This is a genomic window from Janthinobacterium sp. AD80 (assembly GCF_002878455.1).
Lineage (GTDB): Bacteria > Pseudomonadota > Gammaproteobacteria > Burkholderiales > Burkholderiaceae_D > Janthinobacterium.
The window spans coordinates 1-16,635 of sequence record NZ_NRDQ01000116.1 but is presented as its reverse complement, the minus strand read 5'-3'; the positions used below and the strand labels follow the sequence as shown (position 1 = coordinate 16,635).

Annotated in this window: 14 protein-coding genes and 1 pseudogene; 10 read left to right on the top strand and 5 right to left on the bottom strand. The window is 64.4% G+C overall.

Features of this window, described 5'->3' with window-relative positions:
- The coding region (locus JaAD80_RS20315; RefSeq protein WP_102296713.1) for a PadR family transcriptional regulator at nt 1-489 on the top strand (489 nt) is incomplete at its 5' end.
- Nucleotides 490-511: 22 nt separating this feature from the next.
- Nucleotides 512-1,348 carry a siderophore-interacting protein gene (locus tag JaAD80_RS20310; protein WP_102296711.1) on the top strand — a complete coding sequence of 279 codons (837 nt, stop codon included), beginning with the start codon at nt 512-514 and terminating at the stop codon, nt 1,346-1,348.
- Nucleotides 1,349-1,993: 645 nt separating this feature from the next.
- Here JaAD80_RS20310 and JaAD80_RS20305 read toward each other — a convergent pair.
- Nucleotides 1,994-2,578, bottom strand: coding sequence for a response regulator transcription factor (locus tag JaAD80_RS20305; protein WP_102296709.1), 585 nt, complete (start codon nt 2,576-2,578; stop codon nt 1,994-1,996).
- 32 nt (nt 2,579-2,610) lie between these two features.
- Nucleotides 2,611-4,635 (bottom strand): PAS domain S-box protein, encoded by a 2,025-nt coding sequence (locus JaAD80_RS20300; RefSeq protein ID WP_102296705.1) that lies wholly within the window; start codon nt 4,633-4,635, stop codon nt 2,611-2,613.
- A gap of 144 nt (nt 4,636-4,779) precedes the next feature.
- Here JaAD80_RS20300 and JaAD80_RS20295 point away from each other — a divergent pair, with 144 nt between their 5' ends.
- From JaAD80_RS20295 to JaAD80_RS20270, 6 genes are all read left to right on the top strand, one after another.
- Entirely contained in the window at nt 4,780-5,772 is a 993-nt protein-coding gene (locus JaAD80_RS20295; protein WP_102296718.1) for a TRAP transporter substrate-binding protein, read from the top strand.
- A gap of 116 nt (nt 5,773-5,888) precedes the next feature.
- A complete protein-coding gene (locus JaAD80_RS20290; protein ID WP_102296701.1) occupies nt 5,889-6,461 on the top strand; it encodes a TRAP transporter small permease in 573 nt (190 codons plus the stop codon).
- The gene (locus tag JaAD80_RS20285; RefSeq protein ID WP_034746868.1) at nt 6,458-7,738 is read left to right on the top strand and encodes a TRAP transporter large permease; all 1,281 of its coding nucleotides are present in this window, start codon (nt 6,458-6,460) and stop codon (nt 7,736-7,738) included. The genes JaAD80_RS20290 and JaAD80_RS20285 overlap by 4 nt, the downstream gene beginning before the upstream one ends.
- A 426-nt stretch (nt 7,739-8,164) precedes the next feature.
- The gene (locus JaAD80_RS20280) at nt 8,165-8,665 is read left to right on the top strand and encodes a methylated-DNA--[protein]-cysteine S-methyltransferase (protein ID WP_102296698.1); all 501 of its coding nucleotides are present in this window, start codon (nt 8,165-8,167) and stop codon (nt 8,663-8,665) included.
- The gene (gene xerD, locus JaAD80_RS20275; protein WP_258003101.1) at nt 8,662-9,579 is read left to right on the top strand and encodes a site-specific tyrosine recombinase XerD; all 918 of its coding nucleotides are present in this window, start codon (nt 8,662-8,664) and stop codon (nt 9,577-9,579) included. Before JaAD80_RS20280 ends, xerD begins: the two co-directional genes overlap by 4 nt.
- An 80-nt stretch (nt 9,580-9,659) precedes the next feature.
- A complete protein-coding gene (locus JaAD80_RS20270; RefSeq protein WP_102296696.1) occupies nt 9,660-9,866 on the top strand; it encodes a hypothetical protein in 207 nt (68 codons plus the stop codon).
- Between the two features lie 66 nt (nt 9,867-9,932).
- Here the strand turns inward: JaAD80_RS20270 and JaAD80_RS20265 are convergent, their stop codons facing one another.
- From JaAD80_RS20265 to JaAD80_RS20255, 3 genes are read right to left on the bottom strand one after another with little or no spacing between them, the layout of a single operon-like run.
- Nucleotides 9,933-11,216: a TolC family protein gene (locus JaAD80_RS20265; RefSeq protein WP_102296693.1), complete on the bottom strand. Its 1,284-nt coding sequence runs from the start codon at nt 11,214-11,216 to the stop codon at nt 9,933-9,935.
- Entirely contained in the window at nt 11,203-14,307 is a 3,105-nt protein-coding gene (locus tag JaAD80_RS20260) for an efflux RND transporter permease subunit (protein ID WP_102296690.1), read from the bottom strand. Before JaAD80_RS20260 ends, JaAD80_RS20265 begins: the two co-directional genes overlap by 14 nt.
- Complete coding sequence (locus JaAD80_RS20255; RefSeq protein ID WP_102296687.1) at nt 14,300-15,445, bottom strand: efflux RND transporter periplasmic adaptor subunit; 1,146 nt, start codon at nt 15,443-15,445, stop codon at nt 14,300-14,302. The genes JaAD80_RS20260 and JaAD80_RS20255 overlap by 8 nt, the downstream gene beginning before the upstream one ends.
- Nucleotides 15,446-15,694: 249 nt before the next feature.
- Between JaAD80_RS20255 and JaAD80_RS20250 the strand changes: the two genes are divergently transcribed.
- Nucleotides 15,695-16,375, top strand: a complete 681-nt coding sequence (locus tag JaAD80_RS20250) for a response regulator transcription factor (RefSeq protein WP_102296686.1) — start codon at nt 15,695-15,697, stop codon at nt 16,373-16,375.
- Nucleotides 16,368-16,635 (top strand): annotated as a pseudogene (locus JaAD80_RS20245) (two-component sensor histidine kinase); the annotation flags it as partial. The gene JaAD80_RS20250 and the pseudogene JaAD80_RS20245, both read left to right, overlap by 8 nt.

Genomic DNA, 16,635 nt, shown 5'->3' with positions numbered 1-16,635 from the left:
CCCGGTGGACGGGGGCGCGGCGAACGGGCCGAGCGCGTCTTTGGCCGCGGCGACCTGCCGCTGATCGTGCTGGCGCTGATCGAGATCAGTCCCCGTCACGGCTATGAAATCATCAAGGCCATCGAAGAGCGTTGCGGCGGCGCCTATGCCCCCAGCCCGGGTGCCGTCTACCCGACCCTGACCTTGCTGGAAGAACAGGATTACGTGACGTCCAGCGAGAGCGCCAGCGGCAAGAAGCTCTACACCATCACCGACCTGGGGCGCGCCTACCTCACGGAAAACCGCGCGCAGGTCGACGGCATCCTCGAGCGTCTCGACATGTTCGCCCGCATGCAGGCGCGGCGCGCCCTGCCCGAGCGCGTGCACCAAGCCATGCATGCGCTGAAACATGCGCTGCTGCAGAACAAGAGCAACTGGAGCGACGCGGAAGCCGAACGCGTGGCCGCCGTGCTGGAGCAGGCCGCCAGCGCCATCGCCGCCGGCCACTGAGCCCACTTTACAAGGATAAGCAATGACGACTGCACCACAAACAGCATCAGCACCACCACGCCAGCACGCCATCGAGCGCGTGCGCCACGATTTGAAACTGCGCGTCCTGACCGTCGTGCGCACCGAGCAGATCACGCCGCACATGCGCCGCATCACCCTGGCGGGCAACGACCTGGAAGGCTTTGTCTCGCCCGCGTCGGACGACCACGTCAAGCTGTTCTTCCCCGCCCCGGGCGAAACAAAGCCCGTGTTCCCTGTGCTGGGCAACGGCGCCAATCCCATCCAGTATGCGCAAGGGGCGCGTCCCATCGCCCGCAATTACACGCCGCGCCGCTATGACGCAGAACGGCGCGAGCTGGAAATCGACTTCGTGCTGCATGGCGATGGTCCCGCGGCCAGCTGGGCGGCGCAGGCGCAGCCTGGCCAGACCCTGGGCGTGGGCGGCCCGCGCGGCTCGATGCTGGTGCCGCTTGATTTCGACTGGTATGTGCTGGTGGGCGACCAGACAGCCTTGCCGGCCATCGCCCGCCGCCTGGAGCAGTTGCCGGCCACTGCGCGCGCGATTGCCGTGATCGAAATCGTCGAGGACGGCGAACAGATCGCGCTCGAATGCGCGGCGCAGCTGGACCTGCGCTGGGTGGCGCGCAATGGCCGCAGCGGCGCCCTGCTGCTGGACGAACTGGCCAAGGTCGCGCTGCCGTCAGGGGGCGACGGTTATGTCTGGGTGGCGTGCGAGCACGCACAGGTGCAGGGCTTGCGCGGACATTTCATCAATGCCGGCGTGCCGAAGCAGCACCTGCATGTGGCAAGCTACTGGAAGCATGGGGTGGAGGAGCACCATGAGCATCACGACGAATGATCGTGGTGGTGTCGGCTTACGCGCGTTGCGCTAACCCGACCTACGCCGACCTACGCCGGACCTGCATTGCGCAGCATGGCGTAGGTTGGATTAGCGGCGCGCAAGCGTTGCGTAATCCAACATCACCGCTGGCGGCACGGGGGTGAAAGGGCGCCATGGGCATCATGCTGCGTGATGCCGCGGTGGTGTCGGGTTACGCGCGTTGCGCTAACCCGACCTACGCCGACCTACGCCGGACCTGCATTGCGCGGCATGGCGTAGGTTGGATTAGCGGCGCGCAAGCGCCGCGTAATCCAACATCACCGCTGGCGGCGCGGGGTGAAAGCGCGCCACGGCCATGATGCTGCGTGACGCCGCGGTGGTGTCGGCTTACGCGCTTTGCGCTAACCCGACCTACGCCGGACCTGCATTGCGCGGCATGGCGTAGGTTGGATTAGCGGCGCGCAAGCGCCGCGTAATCCAACATCACCGCTGGCGGCGCGGGGGTGAAAGGGCGCCATGGGCATGATGCTGCGTGATGCCGCGGTGGTGTCGGGTTACGCGCGTTGCGCTAACCCGACCTACGCCGGACCTGCAACTGGGGTCGGACCCTCAGGGATTCGGCATCCCCGTCCGACCCCGGCGTCAAGAACCTGGGTTTCAGGTCTACTTCAACAACCCCGCCAGTTCCACCGCCGTCTTGACCTGCATCTTGTCGAAGATATGCGCGCGGTGGACTTCCACGGTGCGCATGCTGATGCCCAGCTTGTCGGCCACCACCTTGTTCATTTTCCCCGCCAAGATCAGGTCCAGCACTTCGCGTTCGCGCGATGACAGGGTGGCCAGACGCGCGTGCACGGCGGCCAGTTCGCCCGCCTGGCGCGAGTTGGCCAGTCCCTGCTGCACGCGGTCCATCAGGTCGTTGTCGTTGAACGGCTTTTCAAAGAAATCAAAGGCGCCCCGTTTCAGGCTGTCGACGGCCATCGGCACGTCGCCGTGGCCGGTGAGGAAGATCACCGGCAGGCGCGCCGTCAGGTCGCGCTTGACCAGCTGGTCGAACAGGGCGATGCCGTTCATGTCGGGCATGCGCACGTCGAGCAGCACGCAGTCGCCATGGGCGTCGAAGCTGCCGTCCAGGCTATCGAGAAATTGCTGGGCGCTGGCATAGCTGCGCGCCTCGATGCTGCGCGAGGCGGCCAGCCAGGACAGGGAGTCGCGTACGACTTCTTCGTCGTCGATAATATGCAGCATGGTGTCTCCGGAATGTCGTTATGCGTTATGCGTTATTGGTGAAGCGAGTGCGGCGCGCGCGGCGCGGCCGGCACGCTGAACGTGAAAATGGTGCCGCCGGCGGGGTTGGCGCTGAAGGTCAGCGCACCGCCATGAAATTCGATGGCGGTGCGGCAGATGTTCAGTCCCATGCCCATGCCTTCGGACTTGGTCGAGAAAAATGGCGAAAACAGCCGCTCGGCCACATCCTGCGCAATGCCATGGCCATGGTCGATCACGTCCACCGTCACCATCTCCTGCTGCGCGTCGTGGCTGGCCCGCAGGCGCATGATACGCCGTCCCGGCGCCGCGTCCTGCATCGCCTCAATGGCGTTGCGCGTCAGGTTCAGCAGTACCTGCTCGATCATCACGGGATCGGCGCGCAGCAGCGGCAGGTCGGCCGGGATCTCTTCCTGGATGGTGACATAGTATTTGCGCGCCTGCAGGTCGATCAGCGCGCGGATGCCGTCGATCAGGGTGCGGATGGCGATATCCTGGCGCTGCGGTTCGCTCTTGCGCACGAAATCGTGCACGCTGCGGATGATCTGGCCGGCCCGCTGCGCCTGCGCGCTGGCCTGTTCCAGTGCCAGTTTCAAGGTGTTGGGCTCCACCGGGGCGCCGCTGTCGATGGCGCGGCGGATCAAATTCAACGCGCCCGTCGTGTAGCTGGAAATGGCTGCCAGCGGCTGATTCAGTTCATGCGCCAGCATCGATGCCAGCTCGCCCATGGTGGCCAGGCGCGAACTGGTTTGCAGCTTTTCCTGCTGCTGGCGGTTCAGTTCCTCGACCCGCTTGCGGTCCGAGATATCGAGCACGGAACCCATCCAGCCTGTCTGCTGGCCATTCTTGTCGACCAGCGGCGCCTCGAAGATCAGCACGGGCACGCGCGTGCCGTCCGGGCGCTGGAAATAGGTCTCGAACTGCGGCGTGGGGTTGCCCGCCAGCGCCTTGACGAAGCGCTGCTGGTATTCCTCCAGCGCTTCCGGCACCCAGTAGGGCATGGGCGGCAAACGCCCGAGGATTTCCTCGGGCGGATAGCCGACGATCTGGCAAAACGCCGGGTTCACGTAGGTGACCCGGCCTTCCAGGTCGCGCGCGCGCATGCCCGTCACCAGCGAATTTTCCATTGCCGTGCGAAACAGCATCTGCTGGCGCAGCGCGCTTTCGGCCGTCAGGCGGCGCGAGATGTGGCGCCACAGTGCCAGCAAGCTCCACAGCAATCCCAGCGACAGGGCGATGACGGAGCCGACCAGCAGATTGGGCAGCAGCTTGGGCTGGCTTTTCACGCTGTCGGTAAACAGGGTGATGGTGGCGCCCGGCACGTCGAGCGCGCGCTTGTGCGTGTACACGCCGTGGCCCGGGCCGGCGGCGGCGCGCCGCGCCAGCACCTTGTCGTCGCGGTCGATCAGCGAAATCTGGTTATCCTGGGCGAACCACCACGGCACCATTTCATCGAGCAGGCTACTGATCTGGTAGGTAGCCACCAGGCTGCCCACATAGCGCTGGCCATCGAACAGGGGCTGGTGGTAATCCATCAGCATGGCGCCGGGCGGCGCGTCGGGAAAGCCCGTCTGCTGCGACGGCTGGGCGTACTGACCCCGGTGCAGGCGGCGCGCGTTGTCGGCCGCCGTCAGCGAGGCGGGCGCAAACGACAGGGTGTGCGGCAGGCTGTTGTCGCTGGTGGCCTGCACCTTGCCGCTCGTATCGAGCCACAGCACGCGTTGCAGTTCGCGGCCATTGCGCAGCATCTGCTGCAGCCGCTCATGCACTTTTTCCGCGCCCAGCGAACCGCTGGCGATGTCAACGCCCAGGTTGAACAGGCTTTCCTCGTTGCGCGCCAGCTGGAAGCGGATGGTCTGCTCGACCCACAGGGTATCGGCGATCAGCTGCTCCTGACGCTCGTTGCTTTCCATCTGGCGCGCCTGCCAGGGCAGCCAGAACAGGATGGAAAGAAACAACAGCAGCAGGATGACGGGCAGCAGCCAGCGCACCGGGCTGGAGAGCTTGAAGCGGCGCGCAAGGGTGGGGGAAGTCGGCATGGCTGGCAGGGTAGCGGCTTATCGGGAAGCGGCTATTGTGGTTAACCACAATAGCCGTGGCAGTTTCTTTGGCACAATATCCAAGTAGACAAATAATAAAGTTTTTTAAAAACCACTCAGGAGACAAAAATGCAACTGCCACAAATGAAAACCCTGTTCGTCGCGCTGTGCGCAGCCATCGGCGCCACCGCCGGCGTGCACGCTTACGCGCAAGCGCCGATCGTCATCAAATTCAGCCACGTCGTGGCCACCGACACGCCGAAAGGCCAGGCCGCCGAGCGCTTCAAGCAGCTGGCCGAAAAAGCCACGAATGGCAAGGTCAAGGTCGAACTGTACCCGAACAGCCAGCTGTACAAGGACAAGGAAGAACTCGAAGCCCTGCAGCTGGGCGCCGTGCAGATGCTGGCGCCCTCGCTGGCCAAGTTCGGCCCACTGGGCGTGAAGGAATTCGAAGCCTTCGACCTGCCTTACATTTTCCCTACCAAGACGGCGCTGTACAACGTTACCGAAGGCGAAATCGGCAAGAGCCTGCTGAAAAAACTCGAACCCAAGGGTATCACGGGCCTGGCCTACTGGGACAACGGCTTCAAGGTGATGTCGGCCAACAAGCCGCTGCACAACCCGGCCGACTTCAAGGGCCTGAAAATGCGCATCCAGTCCTCGAAAGTGCTCGACGCGCAGATGCGCGCGCTGGGCGCCAACCCGCAGGTGCTGGCCTTCTCGGAAGTGTATCAGGCGCTGCAGACGGGCGTGGTCGACGGCACGGAAAATCCGCCATCGAATATGTACACGCAAAAGATGCATGAAGTGCAAAAGCACGTGACCGTGTCTAACCACGGCTACCTGGGCTATGCCGTCATCGTCAACAAGAAATTCTGGGATGGCTTGCCGCCCGATATCCGCGGCCAGCTGGAAAAAGCCATGCGCGAGGCGACCACGTTTGAAAAAGCCATCGCCCAGCGCGACAACGACCAGGCCCTCGACGCCATCAAGAAAGCCGGCAAGACGCAGATCTATACCCTGACGGTGCAGGAACAGGCCGAATGGCGCAAGGCGCTGGCGCCCGTGCAGAAAGCCATGGAAGCGCGCATCGGCAAGGATCTGATCTCGGCCATCAACAAGGAAAGCGCGAAGTAATCGTGCTGGCCGCGCCACCCGGCGCGGCTGCCAGGGGCATCCCTGTCTTTCTGCAGCAACGGTACCTGCGCGTCCTGCGTGGGTGCCAGCGTACCCGCATTCTTTGAAAGTCCACCATGAAATTTCTGGATCACCTGGAAGAGTGGCTGATCGCGACCCTGATGGGCGCGGCCACCGTCATCATCTTCGTTGCGGTCGTGCACCGCTACCTGGCAGGCTTGCCGATACCGGGCCTGCAAGACTTCCTGATACAAATCAATACCAGCTGGGCCCAGGAACTGTGCATCTACATGTTCGTCTGGATGGCCAAGTTCGGCGCCGCGTATGGCGTGCGCACGGGCATCCACGTGGGCGTCGATGTGCTGATCAACCGCATGAACCCGCGCTGGCGCGACCGTTTCATCGTCTTCGGCCTGGCCGCCGGCGCCCTGTTTACCGGCATCGTGGGGACCTTGGGCGCCAGCTTCGTGTGGTCGATCGGCCACACGGACCAGACTTCGGCCGACATGGAAGTGCCGATGTGGCTGGTGTACCTGGCCGTGCCGCTCGGTTCCTACCTGATGTGCTTCCGCTTCCTGCAGGTGATGGTGCATTTCATCAAGACGGGCACCTTGCCGAAACACGACCACTCGCACGTCGAGGGGCTGGAAGATGAATTGACGGCGGAAGAAAAAGGAGCCAAGGCATGAATGCGCTGATTATTTTTGTATTGCTGCTGGCGCTGATGCTGACCGGCATGCCGATTTCCATTTCGCTGGGCCTGACGGTACTCACGTTCCTGTTTACCATGACCAGCGTGCCCATCGAATCGGTGGCCCTGAAGATTTTCACGGGCATCGAAAAATTCGAGATCATGGCCATCCCGTTCTTCATTTTGGCGGGTAACTTCCTCACGCATGGCGGGGTGGCGCGGCGCATGATCAACTTCGCCAGCTCGATGGTGGGCCACTGGCATGGCGGCCTGGCGCTGGCAGGCGTGATGGCCTGCGCGCTGTTTGCCGCCGTCTCCGGCTCCAGCCCCGCCACCGTGGTGGCGATCGGTTCCATCATCCTGCCGGCCATGGTCAAGCAGGGCTATCCGCGCGGCTTTGGTGCCGGCGTCATCACCACCTCGGGCGCGCTGGGCATTTTGATACCGCCATCGATCGTGATGGTGATGTATTCCGTCAGCACGAATACTTCCGTGGGCAAGCTGTTCATGGCGGGCGTGATTCCCGGCATGATGCTGGCCATGCTGCTGGGCCTGACGACGTGGTTTTTGGCGCGCAAGCACAACTATCCGCGCATGAAAAAGGCCAGCTGGGGCGAACGCTTCGTCACCTTCAAGAAGAGCGCCTGGGGCCTGCTGCTGATCGTCATCGTCATGGGCGGCATCTATTCGGGCGCCTTCACGCCAACGGAAGCGGCCGCCATGGCTGCCGTGTACGCCTTCATCATCGCCGTCTTCGTCTACAAGGACTTGAAGATCAAGCAGGTGGGCAAGGTCTTGCTGGACTCGGCCGCCATGTCTGCGATGCTGCTGTACATCATCACGAATGCCGTGCTGTTCTCGTTCCTGATGACCAGTGAAAACATTCCGCAGGCCATGGCCGAATGGATCACGGGCAAGGGCCTGGGCGTGATCAGCTTCTTGCTGGTGGTCAACGTGCTGCTGTTGTTGGCTGGTAACGTGATGGAACCGTCGTCCATCGTGCTGATCATGGCGCCGATTCTGTTCCCCGTCGCCATGAAGCTGGGCATCGATCCCGTGCACTTCGGCATCCTGATCGTGGTCAACATGGAGGTGGGCATGTGCCATCCGCCCGTGGGCTTGAACCTGTATGTGGCGTCCGGCATCACGAAGATGGGCATTTCCGAACTGACCGTGGCCGTGATGCCGTGGCTGCTGACGATGCTGGCCTTCTTGGGCTTGATTACCTACGTACCACAAATCTCGCTGTGGCTGCCAAATTTAATTTACAACTAAAGTAACTGTCCCCGTCATGGTGCAAAAAAAAGTCGATCCGGCCGAATAAATGCGCTATGATGGGCGGCCTTACGGGGAAACACGTATAAGCATATGCGCCCTGGTAGCAAGGCCGCGGTACAGAATTGGTTATCAGGTTGGTGGGGGAGTGGTCCATAAAAACGGTATTGATACCGGGGATATATTGAGGAGACACACGTTTCACAGAAGTTGTTGAGTCATAGCTGTCTGCGGCCACAAGCCGGCACCGGCGGACCCAAACGACCGGGAACGTGAAGCAATATTTGAAGCGCACCGACTGGTGCGCTTTTTTTTCGTCCCGCGACATGGCCGCCGGTAGGGGGAAAGGCGGTGCATAATCGTCACGGCATGTCCGTTTTGGTGCATCCGGTTGTATATTTGCCACACTTGACCTTTGATTAGCAGATGAAAAAACAACAAGGCAGCGAGCTGTTCACGGCCATCGTGGCCGCGCCCTTTGGCGCCATGGGCGTGCGCACGGAACATGGTCTGCTGCGCGAGCTGGTTTACCTGCCGCCGCACTTCCTGGAAAAGGACGCGCAGGATGCCGTGTCGGCACAGGCTTGCGTGCAGCTGGCACGCTATTTTGACGACCCCGATGCGCCCTTGGACCTGCCACTGGCCGAGATCGGCAGCGTCTACCAGCAAAAGGTCTGGGCCGCCATCGCGCAGATCCCGCGCGGCCAGGTGCGCACCTACGGCGACGTGGCGCGCTTCATCGGCTCGGCGCCGCGCGCCGTGGGCCAGGCCTGCGGTGCCAACTGGTTTCCGCTGGTGATACCGTGCCACCGGGTCACGGCTGCTGGCGGCCTGGGCGGATTTTCCCACCACGACGACGCGGACGGATTTCATCTGGGCGTGAAGCGCTGGCTGCTGGCGCATGAAGGCGCGGGGGGATACGCATGATGAACAGCCTGCTGGCACCCGACAACGCCACCCTGATCGATGAATTCTGCGACAGCCTGTGGCTGGAAGACGGCCTGTCGAAAAATTCGCTCGATGCCTACCGGCGCGACATGCGTTTGTTTTCTCGCTGGCTGGAAGTGTCGCGTCCCGGGCGCGAGGGCCTGTACGAAGTGTCCACGGCCGATATCGAAGCGTATTTCGCCGCCCGCCACGACGAAAGCAAGGCAACGTCGTCGAACCGGCGCCTGTCCGTGCTCAAGCGGTTTTACCAGCTGGCCCTGCGGCACAAGCACATTGCCGCCGACCCGTGCCTGAAGATGGTCTCGGCCAAGCAGCCGGCGCGCTTCGTGCATACCTTGAGCGAGGCGCAGGTGGAAGCCTTGCTGGCGGCGCCCGATGTCAGCACGCCGCTGGGCCTGCGCGAACGCACCATGCTCGAACTCATGTATGCGAGCGGCTTGCGCGTGTCGGAACTGGTGGACTTGCAATCGGTGGAGCTGAGCCTCAACGATGGCGTGCTGCGCATCACGGGCAAGGGCAGCAAGACGCGCCTGGTGCCGTTCGGAGAGCAGGCTCGGCTGTGGATCGAGCGCTACCTGAAGGAAGCGCGCGGCGTGATCCTCGACGGGCAGATGGACGATGCGCTATTCGTTACGCGGCGCGGTGGCGCGATGACGCGGCAGATGTTCTGGGTCATCATCAAGAAGCACGCGCTGCACGCGGGCATCACGGCGCCCTTGTCGCCGCATACCCTGCGCCACGCGTTTGCCACGCACTTGCTGAACCATGGCGCGGACTTGCGCGTCGTGCAATTGTTGCTGGGGCACTCCGATATTTCCACTACGCAGATCTACACCCACGTGGCCCGTGAGCGGCTGAAACTGCTGCATGCGCGGCACCATCCCCGTGGCTAAAAACTTTGCGTTTCGCCCAACTGCGTCATAATGTGCCTTATGCGGTTATCTGTAACAATAAAAAACTAAAGAGGTAGTAAATGGCCAAGACAAATTTCCAATACGAAAAACGGCAAAAAGAGCTGGAAAAGAAGAAGAAAGCCGAGGAAAAAGCCAGGCGCAAGCTGGAAGCGAAAAACAATCCGAAGCCAGCCGATGGCAGCGAAGGTGACGAGCCTGAAGCGGACGATGCCGACGTCGACGCCGATCCGGCCGCCGAAGGCGACGCTCCCGCCCAGCCGCAGTAATTCTCCGTTCCTGATGACCGGTGCGGTATTGCCGCACCGGTATCGCCTCGTTCTCTCTTCCCCCCGCTACAAGCTTGGCCGTTGGCCGATGGCCAGTTGCAGCTGCGTGCTGGCGATGGCGGCATCGGCGCGCGCCTGCAGATAGCCTTGATACGCGTCGTCGGCCGAGCGCTGCGCTGCCAGCCATTCCAGCAGCGAGGCATTGCCGTTGAAGTAGGACAGGCGCATGCCATCGACGACCTTCTGCGCGTCGAGCAGCACGCCGTTGCGGTAGCGCGCCAGCCGTTCCTGCGCCGAGCGCGATTGCCGCTGCGCCGTGCGCACCTGCGTTTCCGCCGCCAGTTCCGCCTGGCGCAAGGCCAGCATGGCCTGCGTCACGCCCGCTTCCGCCTGCACCACGTCGCCGTTGTCGCGCCGCGACAGGGGGATGGGAATGGCCAGCGAGACGGACAGTGCGCGCGAACGGGGCGCACCATCGACCGCATCGCCATTGCCGTCGATGCCATCGCGGTAGCCGCGCGCCGCCGACAGGCCTACCGTCACCGTCGGATCGACGGCGCGGTTGGCGCGCACCAGCGCCGCGCCATCGCGCAAGTTGTCCAGGGTGGCGCGGGCGATGCGCACGTCGCTGCGGGCGTTGAGCGCCTGCGGCACCAGCACGCTGGCGTCCTTGTCCGTGCCCGCGTGCGCGGCGAAGTCGCAGGCCAGCTGCGCCTGCGGGAACAGGCTGTCGAGCTGGCGCCCCAGGGGCGGCGACAGCTCCAGCATGGCGCTGTCGGCCTCGCTGCGCGCCTGCGCCAGCTCGGCCTGGAACTGGTCGCGCTCCACGCGCGACTGCAGCAGTTCGATGCCGCCCACGTCGCCCGCCTTCAGGCGCACGCCATTTGCTTCCACCACTTTTGACAGGGCCGCCATGGTCTGCTCCTTGCGCGCCACGACGTCGCGCGTGCGGCACGCTTCGGTGAACGCCGCAGCCGCCGCCGCATACAGTTCGTTCCTGAAGCCGGCCACCGTTTCTTCTGCCAGCACGACATTGCTGTGCGCCGCCTTGATGCGCGCGGCGCGCTTGCCTCCCGTCTCGATGGCCATGCTGAGTGCCGGCGTCCACGTGACGGGACGGTGCGGCAGCGCGTGCACGGTTTCGCGCGCGGCGCCCAAGGTGAATTCCGGATCGGGGCGCAGGCCGGCCATGCCGATGCCGGCCCTGGCCGAGACGATGCCTTGCTGCTGCGCCTGCAGTTCCAGGCTGTGGCTTTCCACGGCGGACAGATAGGTGTCAAAGCTCAACGGAATGGCAAGGGCGCCGGGCGCGATCAGCCAGGCCGCCAGCAGTACATTACAACGTGTCATGGGTTTCTCCTTCGGTATGCTTCTGGCGTTTTTGCAGGTGCGCCTCGATCAGGTAATACAGGGCCGGCAACAGCAGCAGGGTCAATGCGGTAGCCGTCAACAGGCCGCCCACCACCACGGTGGCTAGCGGGCGCTGCACGTCGCTGCCCAGGCCTGTCGCCAGCATGGCCGGCGTCAGGCCCAGGGCGGCCACGCTGGCCGTCATCAGCACGGGACGCATGCGGTCGCGCGCGCCTTCCAGCACGGCTTCGCGCAGGCCTTTCCCTTCGTCGCTGCGCAGGCGGTTGATCTGCGCCAGCATCAGCACGGCATTGAGTACGGCCACGCCGAACAGGGCGATGAAGCCGACGGCGCTCGACACGTTCAGGGTCATGCCGCGCAGGTGCAGCGCGGCCAGGCCGCCCAGCATGGCCAGCGGCACGGCCAGCAAGACCAGCGCAGGCTGGCGCAGGTTGCGGAACTGGCAAAACAGCAGCAGCAACATGGCGCCCAGCGTCATCGGCAGGATCAGGGCCAAACGGCTTTGCGCGCGCTGCAGGTTCTCGAACTGGCCGCCCCACTCGACGCTGATGCGCTGGTGTTCATCTGCCACGGCTTGCGCCACCAGCGGACGCGCCTCGGCCAGGAAACCGGCCAGGTCGCGCCCACGGGCGTTCAGGCGCACTATGATGTGGCGCCGTCCCATCTCGCGCACGATAACGCTCTCGCCCGAGGTGGTGCTGATGCCGGCTACTTGCGCCAGCGGTACCTTGGCGCCATTCGCGGCGGTCAGCATCAGGCTGGCGATGGCGTCGGGGCTGGAACGCACGGCCGGCGGGAAGCGCACGGCGATGTCGTAGCTTTTCTCGCCTACGTAGACCTGGCCGATCGGCGCGCCGCCGATGCCGGTGGAAATCAGGTCGGCCACGTCGGCCGCATTGATGCCGTAACGGGCCGCCTTGGCGCGGTCCAGTTCCACCTTCAGGTTGGGCAGCGGCGGCTCGACGTCCACGGCCACGTCGGAAGCGCCCGGGACAGTCTTCAGGACATTGGCCACCTTGCCGGCCATGCGCCGCACTTTATCGAGGTCGTTGCCGAAGATTTTCACCGTCAGGTCGCTGTGCGCGCCCGACAATTTATCCTGCACGCCGTCGATCATCGGCTGCATGAAGGCCACCGTGAAACCGGGCATGCGGGCGAAGCGCTCGTTCATTTTGGCGATCAGCTGCTGCTTGCTCATGCCAGACTTCCAGCTTTTGTACGGATGCAGACCCACGCTGGCTTCGATGTGCGACGGTGTCCAGTAATCGGTGCCATCGTCGTTGCGCCCCGTCTGCGTGACGATGGTCGACACTTCCGGAAATTCCAGCGCGGCGCGGCGCAATTCGCTGGCCATTTCGGACGCCTTGTCCAGGGTGATCCCGGGCGGCATCTGCACCTGCAGCCACAGCGAACCTTCATCGAGGTAGGGCAGGAAGTCGCGGCCGATGCCGGCGCCCAGGATGGCAAGCGAAGCGAGCGATCCTGCGCACACCATCGCCACCCAGCGTTTCCCGCCCACCATGCGCTCGAGGAAGCGGCCGTACGCGGCGGTGAGTTTTTCCAGCACGCGGTTATGCGGCATGCGGCGCGGCTGGCGGAAGGCCAGCCAGGCCAGGCCAGGTATCAGTACCAGCGCCACCACCAGCGCGCCCACCAGCGCCGCGCCCACCGCATACGCCATCGGCGAAAACAGCTTGTACTCGATGCGCTGGAAGGCGAACAGGGGCAGGTAGGCGGCGATGATGACGGCCATGCCGAACATGATGGGGCGCGCCACTTGCAAGGTGGCGCCGATGGCGTCCTGCAGGGAGAGCGGCCGTTCCTGCTCGCGTTCACGGCGGCGCAGTATGTTTTCCAGCACCACCACGGAACCGTCGACAAGGATGCCGAAGTCGATCGCGCCCAGGGACAGCAGGTTGGCGGGAATCTTGAAATGGTGCATGAAGATAAAGGCGATCAGCAGGGCCAGCGGAATCGTCAGCGCGACGATGGCGGCCGCGCGCGGGCTGCCCAGGAACAGCAGCAGCACCAGGGCGACGAGCAGCATGCCTTCGCCCAAGGTATAACTGACCGTGTGCAGGGTGGCGTCGATCAGCGAACTGCGGTCCAGATAGGGCACGACCTGCACATCCTTCGGCAGCACGTTGGCATTCAGATCGTCCACGGCCGCATGGATGCCCGCCAGCGCTGCGGACGGGTTGAAATCCTTCAGCAGCAGGGTGATGCCTTCGATGGTGTCGGGATTATTGTCCTTGCCGAGGATGCCGCGCCGTTCGACGTTGCCGTACGCGAGCTTGCCCAGGTCCTTCACCAGCACGGGCACGCCGTCCTTGCTGCTGACGACGACGTTGCCCATGTCGTCGAGCGAATGCAGCAAGCCGACGCCGCGTACCACGTACGATTGCTGGCCGCGGTCGATCACGCTGCCGCCGCCGCTGATGTTGTTGGCGTTGATGGCATCCTTGACCTGTGCCAGCGAGAAGCCGTAGCTGTCGAGTTTTGCGGGATCGAGTTCCAGCATGAATTGTGTCGTCAGGCCGCCGAAATTGCTCACGTCCGCCACGCCGCGCACCTGCTGCAGGCGGGGGATCACGGTCCAGAACTGCAGCTCGGACAGTTCGCGCAGGGAGCGCGTTTTCGACTCCAGCGTGTAGCGGTAGATCTCGCCCGTCGGCGACGTATACGGATCGAGCCCCGGCTTGGCGTCGTACGGCAGATTCACGCTGGCGAGGCGCTCCTGCAGCCGCTCGCGCGTGAAGTAGCCGTCGCTGCCATCTTCGAACACCACCGTGATCAAGGACAGCGCGAACAGGCTGCGCGTGCGCAGCACATGCATGCCCGGTGTGCCCAGCAGGGCGCGTTCTAGCGGGATGGTGATCTGCTGCTCGATCTCCTCGGCGCCCAGGCCCGGCACCTGCGTGACGATCTGCGAGGTGACGTCGGCGATGTCGGGATAGGCTTCGATGGGCAGCTGTTTCCAGCTGTAGACGCCGTAGGCGGTGACGAACAGCAGGACCAGCCAGACGATGCCGCGCCGCTGGCAGCAGGTGGCGATGAAACGGTCAATCATTGAGCAGCACTCCTTCCTTGACGACGATGCGTTCACCGGCTTTCAGCCCAGAGACGATTTCCACCTGCCCGCCATGGCTGGCGCCCACTTCCACCGTGCGCGGCGCGAACAGCAGCGGGCTTTTTTCCACCATCACGCGCGTCGACAGCCCGCTTTGCAGCACGGCCGCCGCCGGCACGAGGATGGCGCGGCGCGGGGCGCCGGCAAAGCCCGCGTGGGCAAACATGCCCGGCTTGAAGGTGCCGGCCCGGTTGTCGATGGCCACTCTTACCTTCACCGTGCGCGTCTCCGCATCAAGCACTGCGCCCACGTAGGCCACCTTGCCGTCGAAGCTTTTGCCCGGCCAGGCATCGACCGCGATGCTGGCCTTTTGTCCCACCGCCAGCTGTGCCAGGTCGCGCTCGGCCACGTTGGCCGACAGCCACACGGTGGACAGGTCGGCCACCGTCATGACGGGGGCGTTGATATCGTTCCAGTAGCCGCCCTGGGCGCCGTCCATGGCGATCACGGTGCCGCTAATGGGCGAGCGCAGCACATAATCGCGGCGGGCGCGGCGGGTCCCGCTCACGCCGGCGCCGTACTGCGCCAACTTGTCGGCGCTGGCTTGCGCATCGTTGTGGGCTTGCTCGAATGCCGTTTGCGCCGCCTCGTATTCCTTGCGCGCGGCGATCTGCGCCTCGAACAGGGTTTTCTGGCGCTCGAGTTCCTGGCGCGCCTGCAGCAGGGCGGACTTCGCCTTGCTGTCATCCGCGTAGGCGGCACTCAGTTCCGCCGAATCGAGCGTGAACAGCGGTTCGCCCGCTTTCACGCTGTCGCCCAGTGCGCGCTGCAAGCGCGTGATGCGCCCGGCCAGGGGCGGCGTGATTTTCACGAGTTTTTCCGGCATCGCTTCGATGCTGCCCGGCGCCTGCGTCAGCGTGGCGATGTCCTGCTCCAGCGCGGGCGCGATCTGCAGGCGCTGGCGCAGCGGCGACATCTTGTCGACGGCGATGCTGCCGTCGTCCAGGTGGCGTGCCTGGGCAGACGCTGATGGCGATGCTGCCGCCGTCGGTTTGGCGCAGCCGGCCAGGGCCGAGCAGCTGATGGCCACGGCGAGCGCGCAGCAGGCGCCCAGGGCGTTGGGGGTGGTCGTGTTCATCCCGTGTTTCCTTGTTGTTGGTGGTGAGGGGGCATGCGTGGATGCCATGCCCAGGCGGGCGGTCAGGGGGGCGCTGGCGGCGGCATGAGAGCGGTGCCACTACAGAGCCGGAAAAGCATAGCAAGGTGCTCCTGAAGAAGCGCCCAAGAACGCCTGAATCATTCTTCAGGTTCGGTGCGCGCACGCTGCGGCGCGGTAAAATGCCGGCATGGGAACACGGCAAAATAGATACAAATGCGAAGGGCAGGCATGAGAATCCTCCTGGTGGAAGACGACCGCAAGGCGGCGCGCCTGCTGGCCCGTGGCTTGCAGGAAGAAGGCTTTGTTGTCGACGTGGCGCACAGCGCGGAAGAGGGCGAGGAGGAAAGCTACGCCGTCGACTACGACGTGATCGTGCTGGACTGGATGTTGCCGGGCAAGCAGGGTATCGACTTTTGCCGCGACTTGCGCGCGCGCGCCATCCAGACACCGGTGTTGATGCTCACCGCGCGCGACGCCACGGCCGACAGGGTGGCGGGCCTGAACACGGGCGCCGACGATTACCTCACCAAACCGTTTGAATTCGAGGAGCTGCTGGCGCGCATCCGCGCCCTGCTGCGCCGCTCCGACATCAGCCGTCCGCTGGTGCTGGCGCTGGCCGACCTGACGCTCGATCCCGTCAGCCACCAGGTGACGCGCGGCGGCGCGCCGCTGGTGCTCACGCCCAAGGAATACGCGATTCTGTTGATCCTGCTGCGCCAGGCGGGCGAGGTGGTGAGCCGCGCGCGCCTGGCCGAGCAAATCTGGCAGGCGGACCTGATCGGCATCGATAACCTGATCGACGTCCACGTGCGCAACCTGCGCGGCAAGGTCGATGCGGCGGGCTTGCCGCAACTGATACACACGGTGCGCGGACGGGGCTTCCGCCTGGCGGAAAACAACGGTGGCTAGCTTTCGCAAGCGCTTGCTGCTGGTGCACCTGGCGGTGATCCTCGCCATCGTCGCCTGCACCGCCCTGGCCGGCTACTGGGGCCTGTCGCGCGCCGTGCATGGCCAGCTCGATGCGGCCCTGCTGGCGCTAGGCGAGACGGAAATGGCCATGCTGCCGGCCGCGCCGCGCCAGCCGGTGCAGGTGCACGAGGTGGCGCCGGGCCTGGCGCCGCCATCGCTGATGCGGCTCGACCGCCTGGTGCAGATCATCGATGGCAAAG

Excerpts from the sequence above, each read along its gene's own strand:
- JaAD80_RS20280 (WP_102296698.1), top strand. The coding sequence starts at position 8,165 with ATGAAAAAACAACAAGGCAGCGAGCTGTTCACGGCCATCGTGGCCGCG.
- JaAD80_RS20290 (WP_102296701.1), top strand. The coding sequence starts at position 5,889 with ATGAAATTTCTGGATCACCTGGAAGAGTGGCTGATCGCGACCCTGATG.
- JaAD80_RS20305 (WP_102296709.1), bottom strand. The coding sequence starts at position 2,578 with ATGCTGCATATTATCGACGACGAAGAAGTCGTACGCGACTCCCTGTCC.
- JaAD80_RS20285 (WP_034746868.1), top strand. The coding sequence starts at position 6,458 with ATGAATGCGCTGATTATTTTTGTATTGCTGCTGGCGCTGATGCTGACC.
- JaAD80_RS20310 (WP_102296711.1), top strand. The coding sequence starts at position 512 with ATGACGACTGCACCACAAACAGCATCAGCACCACCACGCCAGCACGCC.
- JaAD80_RS20270 (WP_102296696.1), top strand. The coding sequence starts at position 9,660 with ATGGCCAAGACAAATTTCCAATACGAAAAACGGCAAAAAGAGCTGGAA.
- JaAD80_RS20255 (WP_102296687.1), bottom strand. The coding sequence starts at position 15,445 with ATGAACACGACCACCCCCAACGCCCTGGGCGCCTGCTGCGCGCTCGCC.
- xerD (WP_258003101.1), top strand. The coding sequence starts at position 8,662 with ATGATGAACAGCCTGCTGGCACCCGACAACGCCACCCTGATCGATGAA.
- JaAD80_RS20260 (WP_102296690.1), bottom strand. The coding sequence starts at position 14,307 with ATGATTGACCGTTTCATCGCCACCTGCTGCCAGCGGCGCGGCATCGTC.
- JaAD80_RS20250 (WP_102296686.1), top strand. The coding sequence starts at position 15,695 with ATGAGAATCCTCCTGGTGGAAGACGACCGCAAGGCGGCGCGCCTGCTG.
- JaAD80_RS20295 (WP_102296718.1), top strand. The coding sequence starts at position 4,780 with ATGAAAACCCTGTTCGTCGCGCTGTGCGCAGCCATCGGCGCCACCGCC.
- JaAD80_RS20300 (WP_102296705.1), bottom strand. The coding sequence starts at position 4,635 with ATGCCGACTTCCCCCACCCTTGCGCGCCGCTTCAAGCTCTCCAGCCCG.
- JaAD80_RS20265 (WP_102296693.1), bottom strand. The coding sequence starts at position 11,216 with ATGACACGTTGTAATGTACTGCTGGCGGCCTGGCTGATCGCGCCCGGC.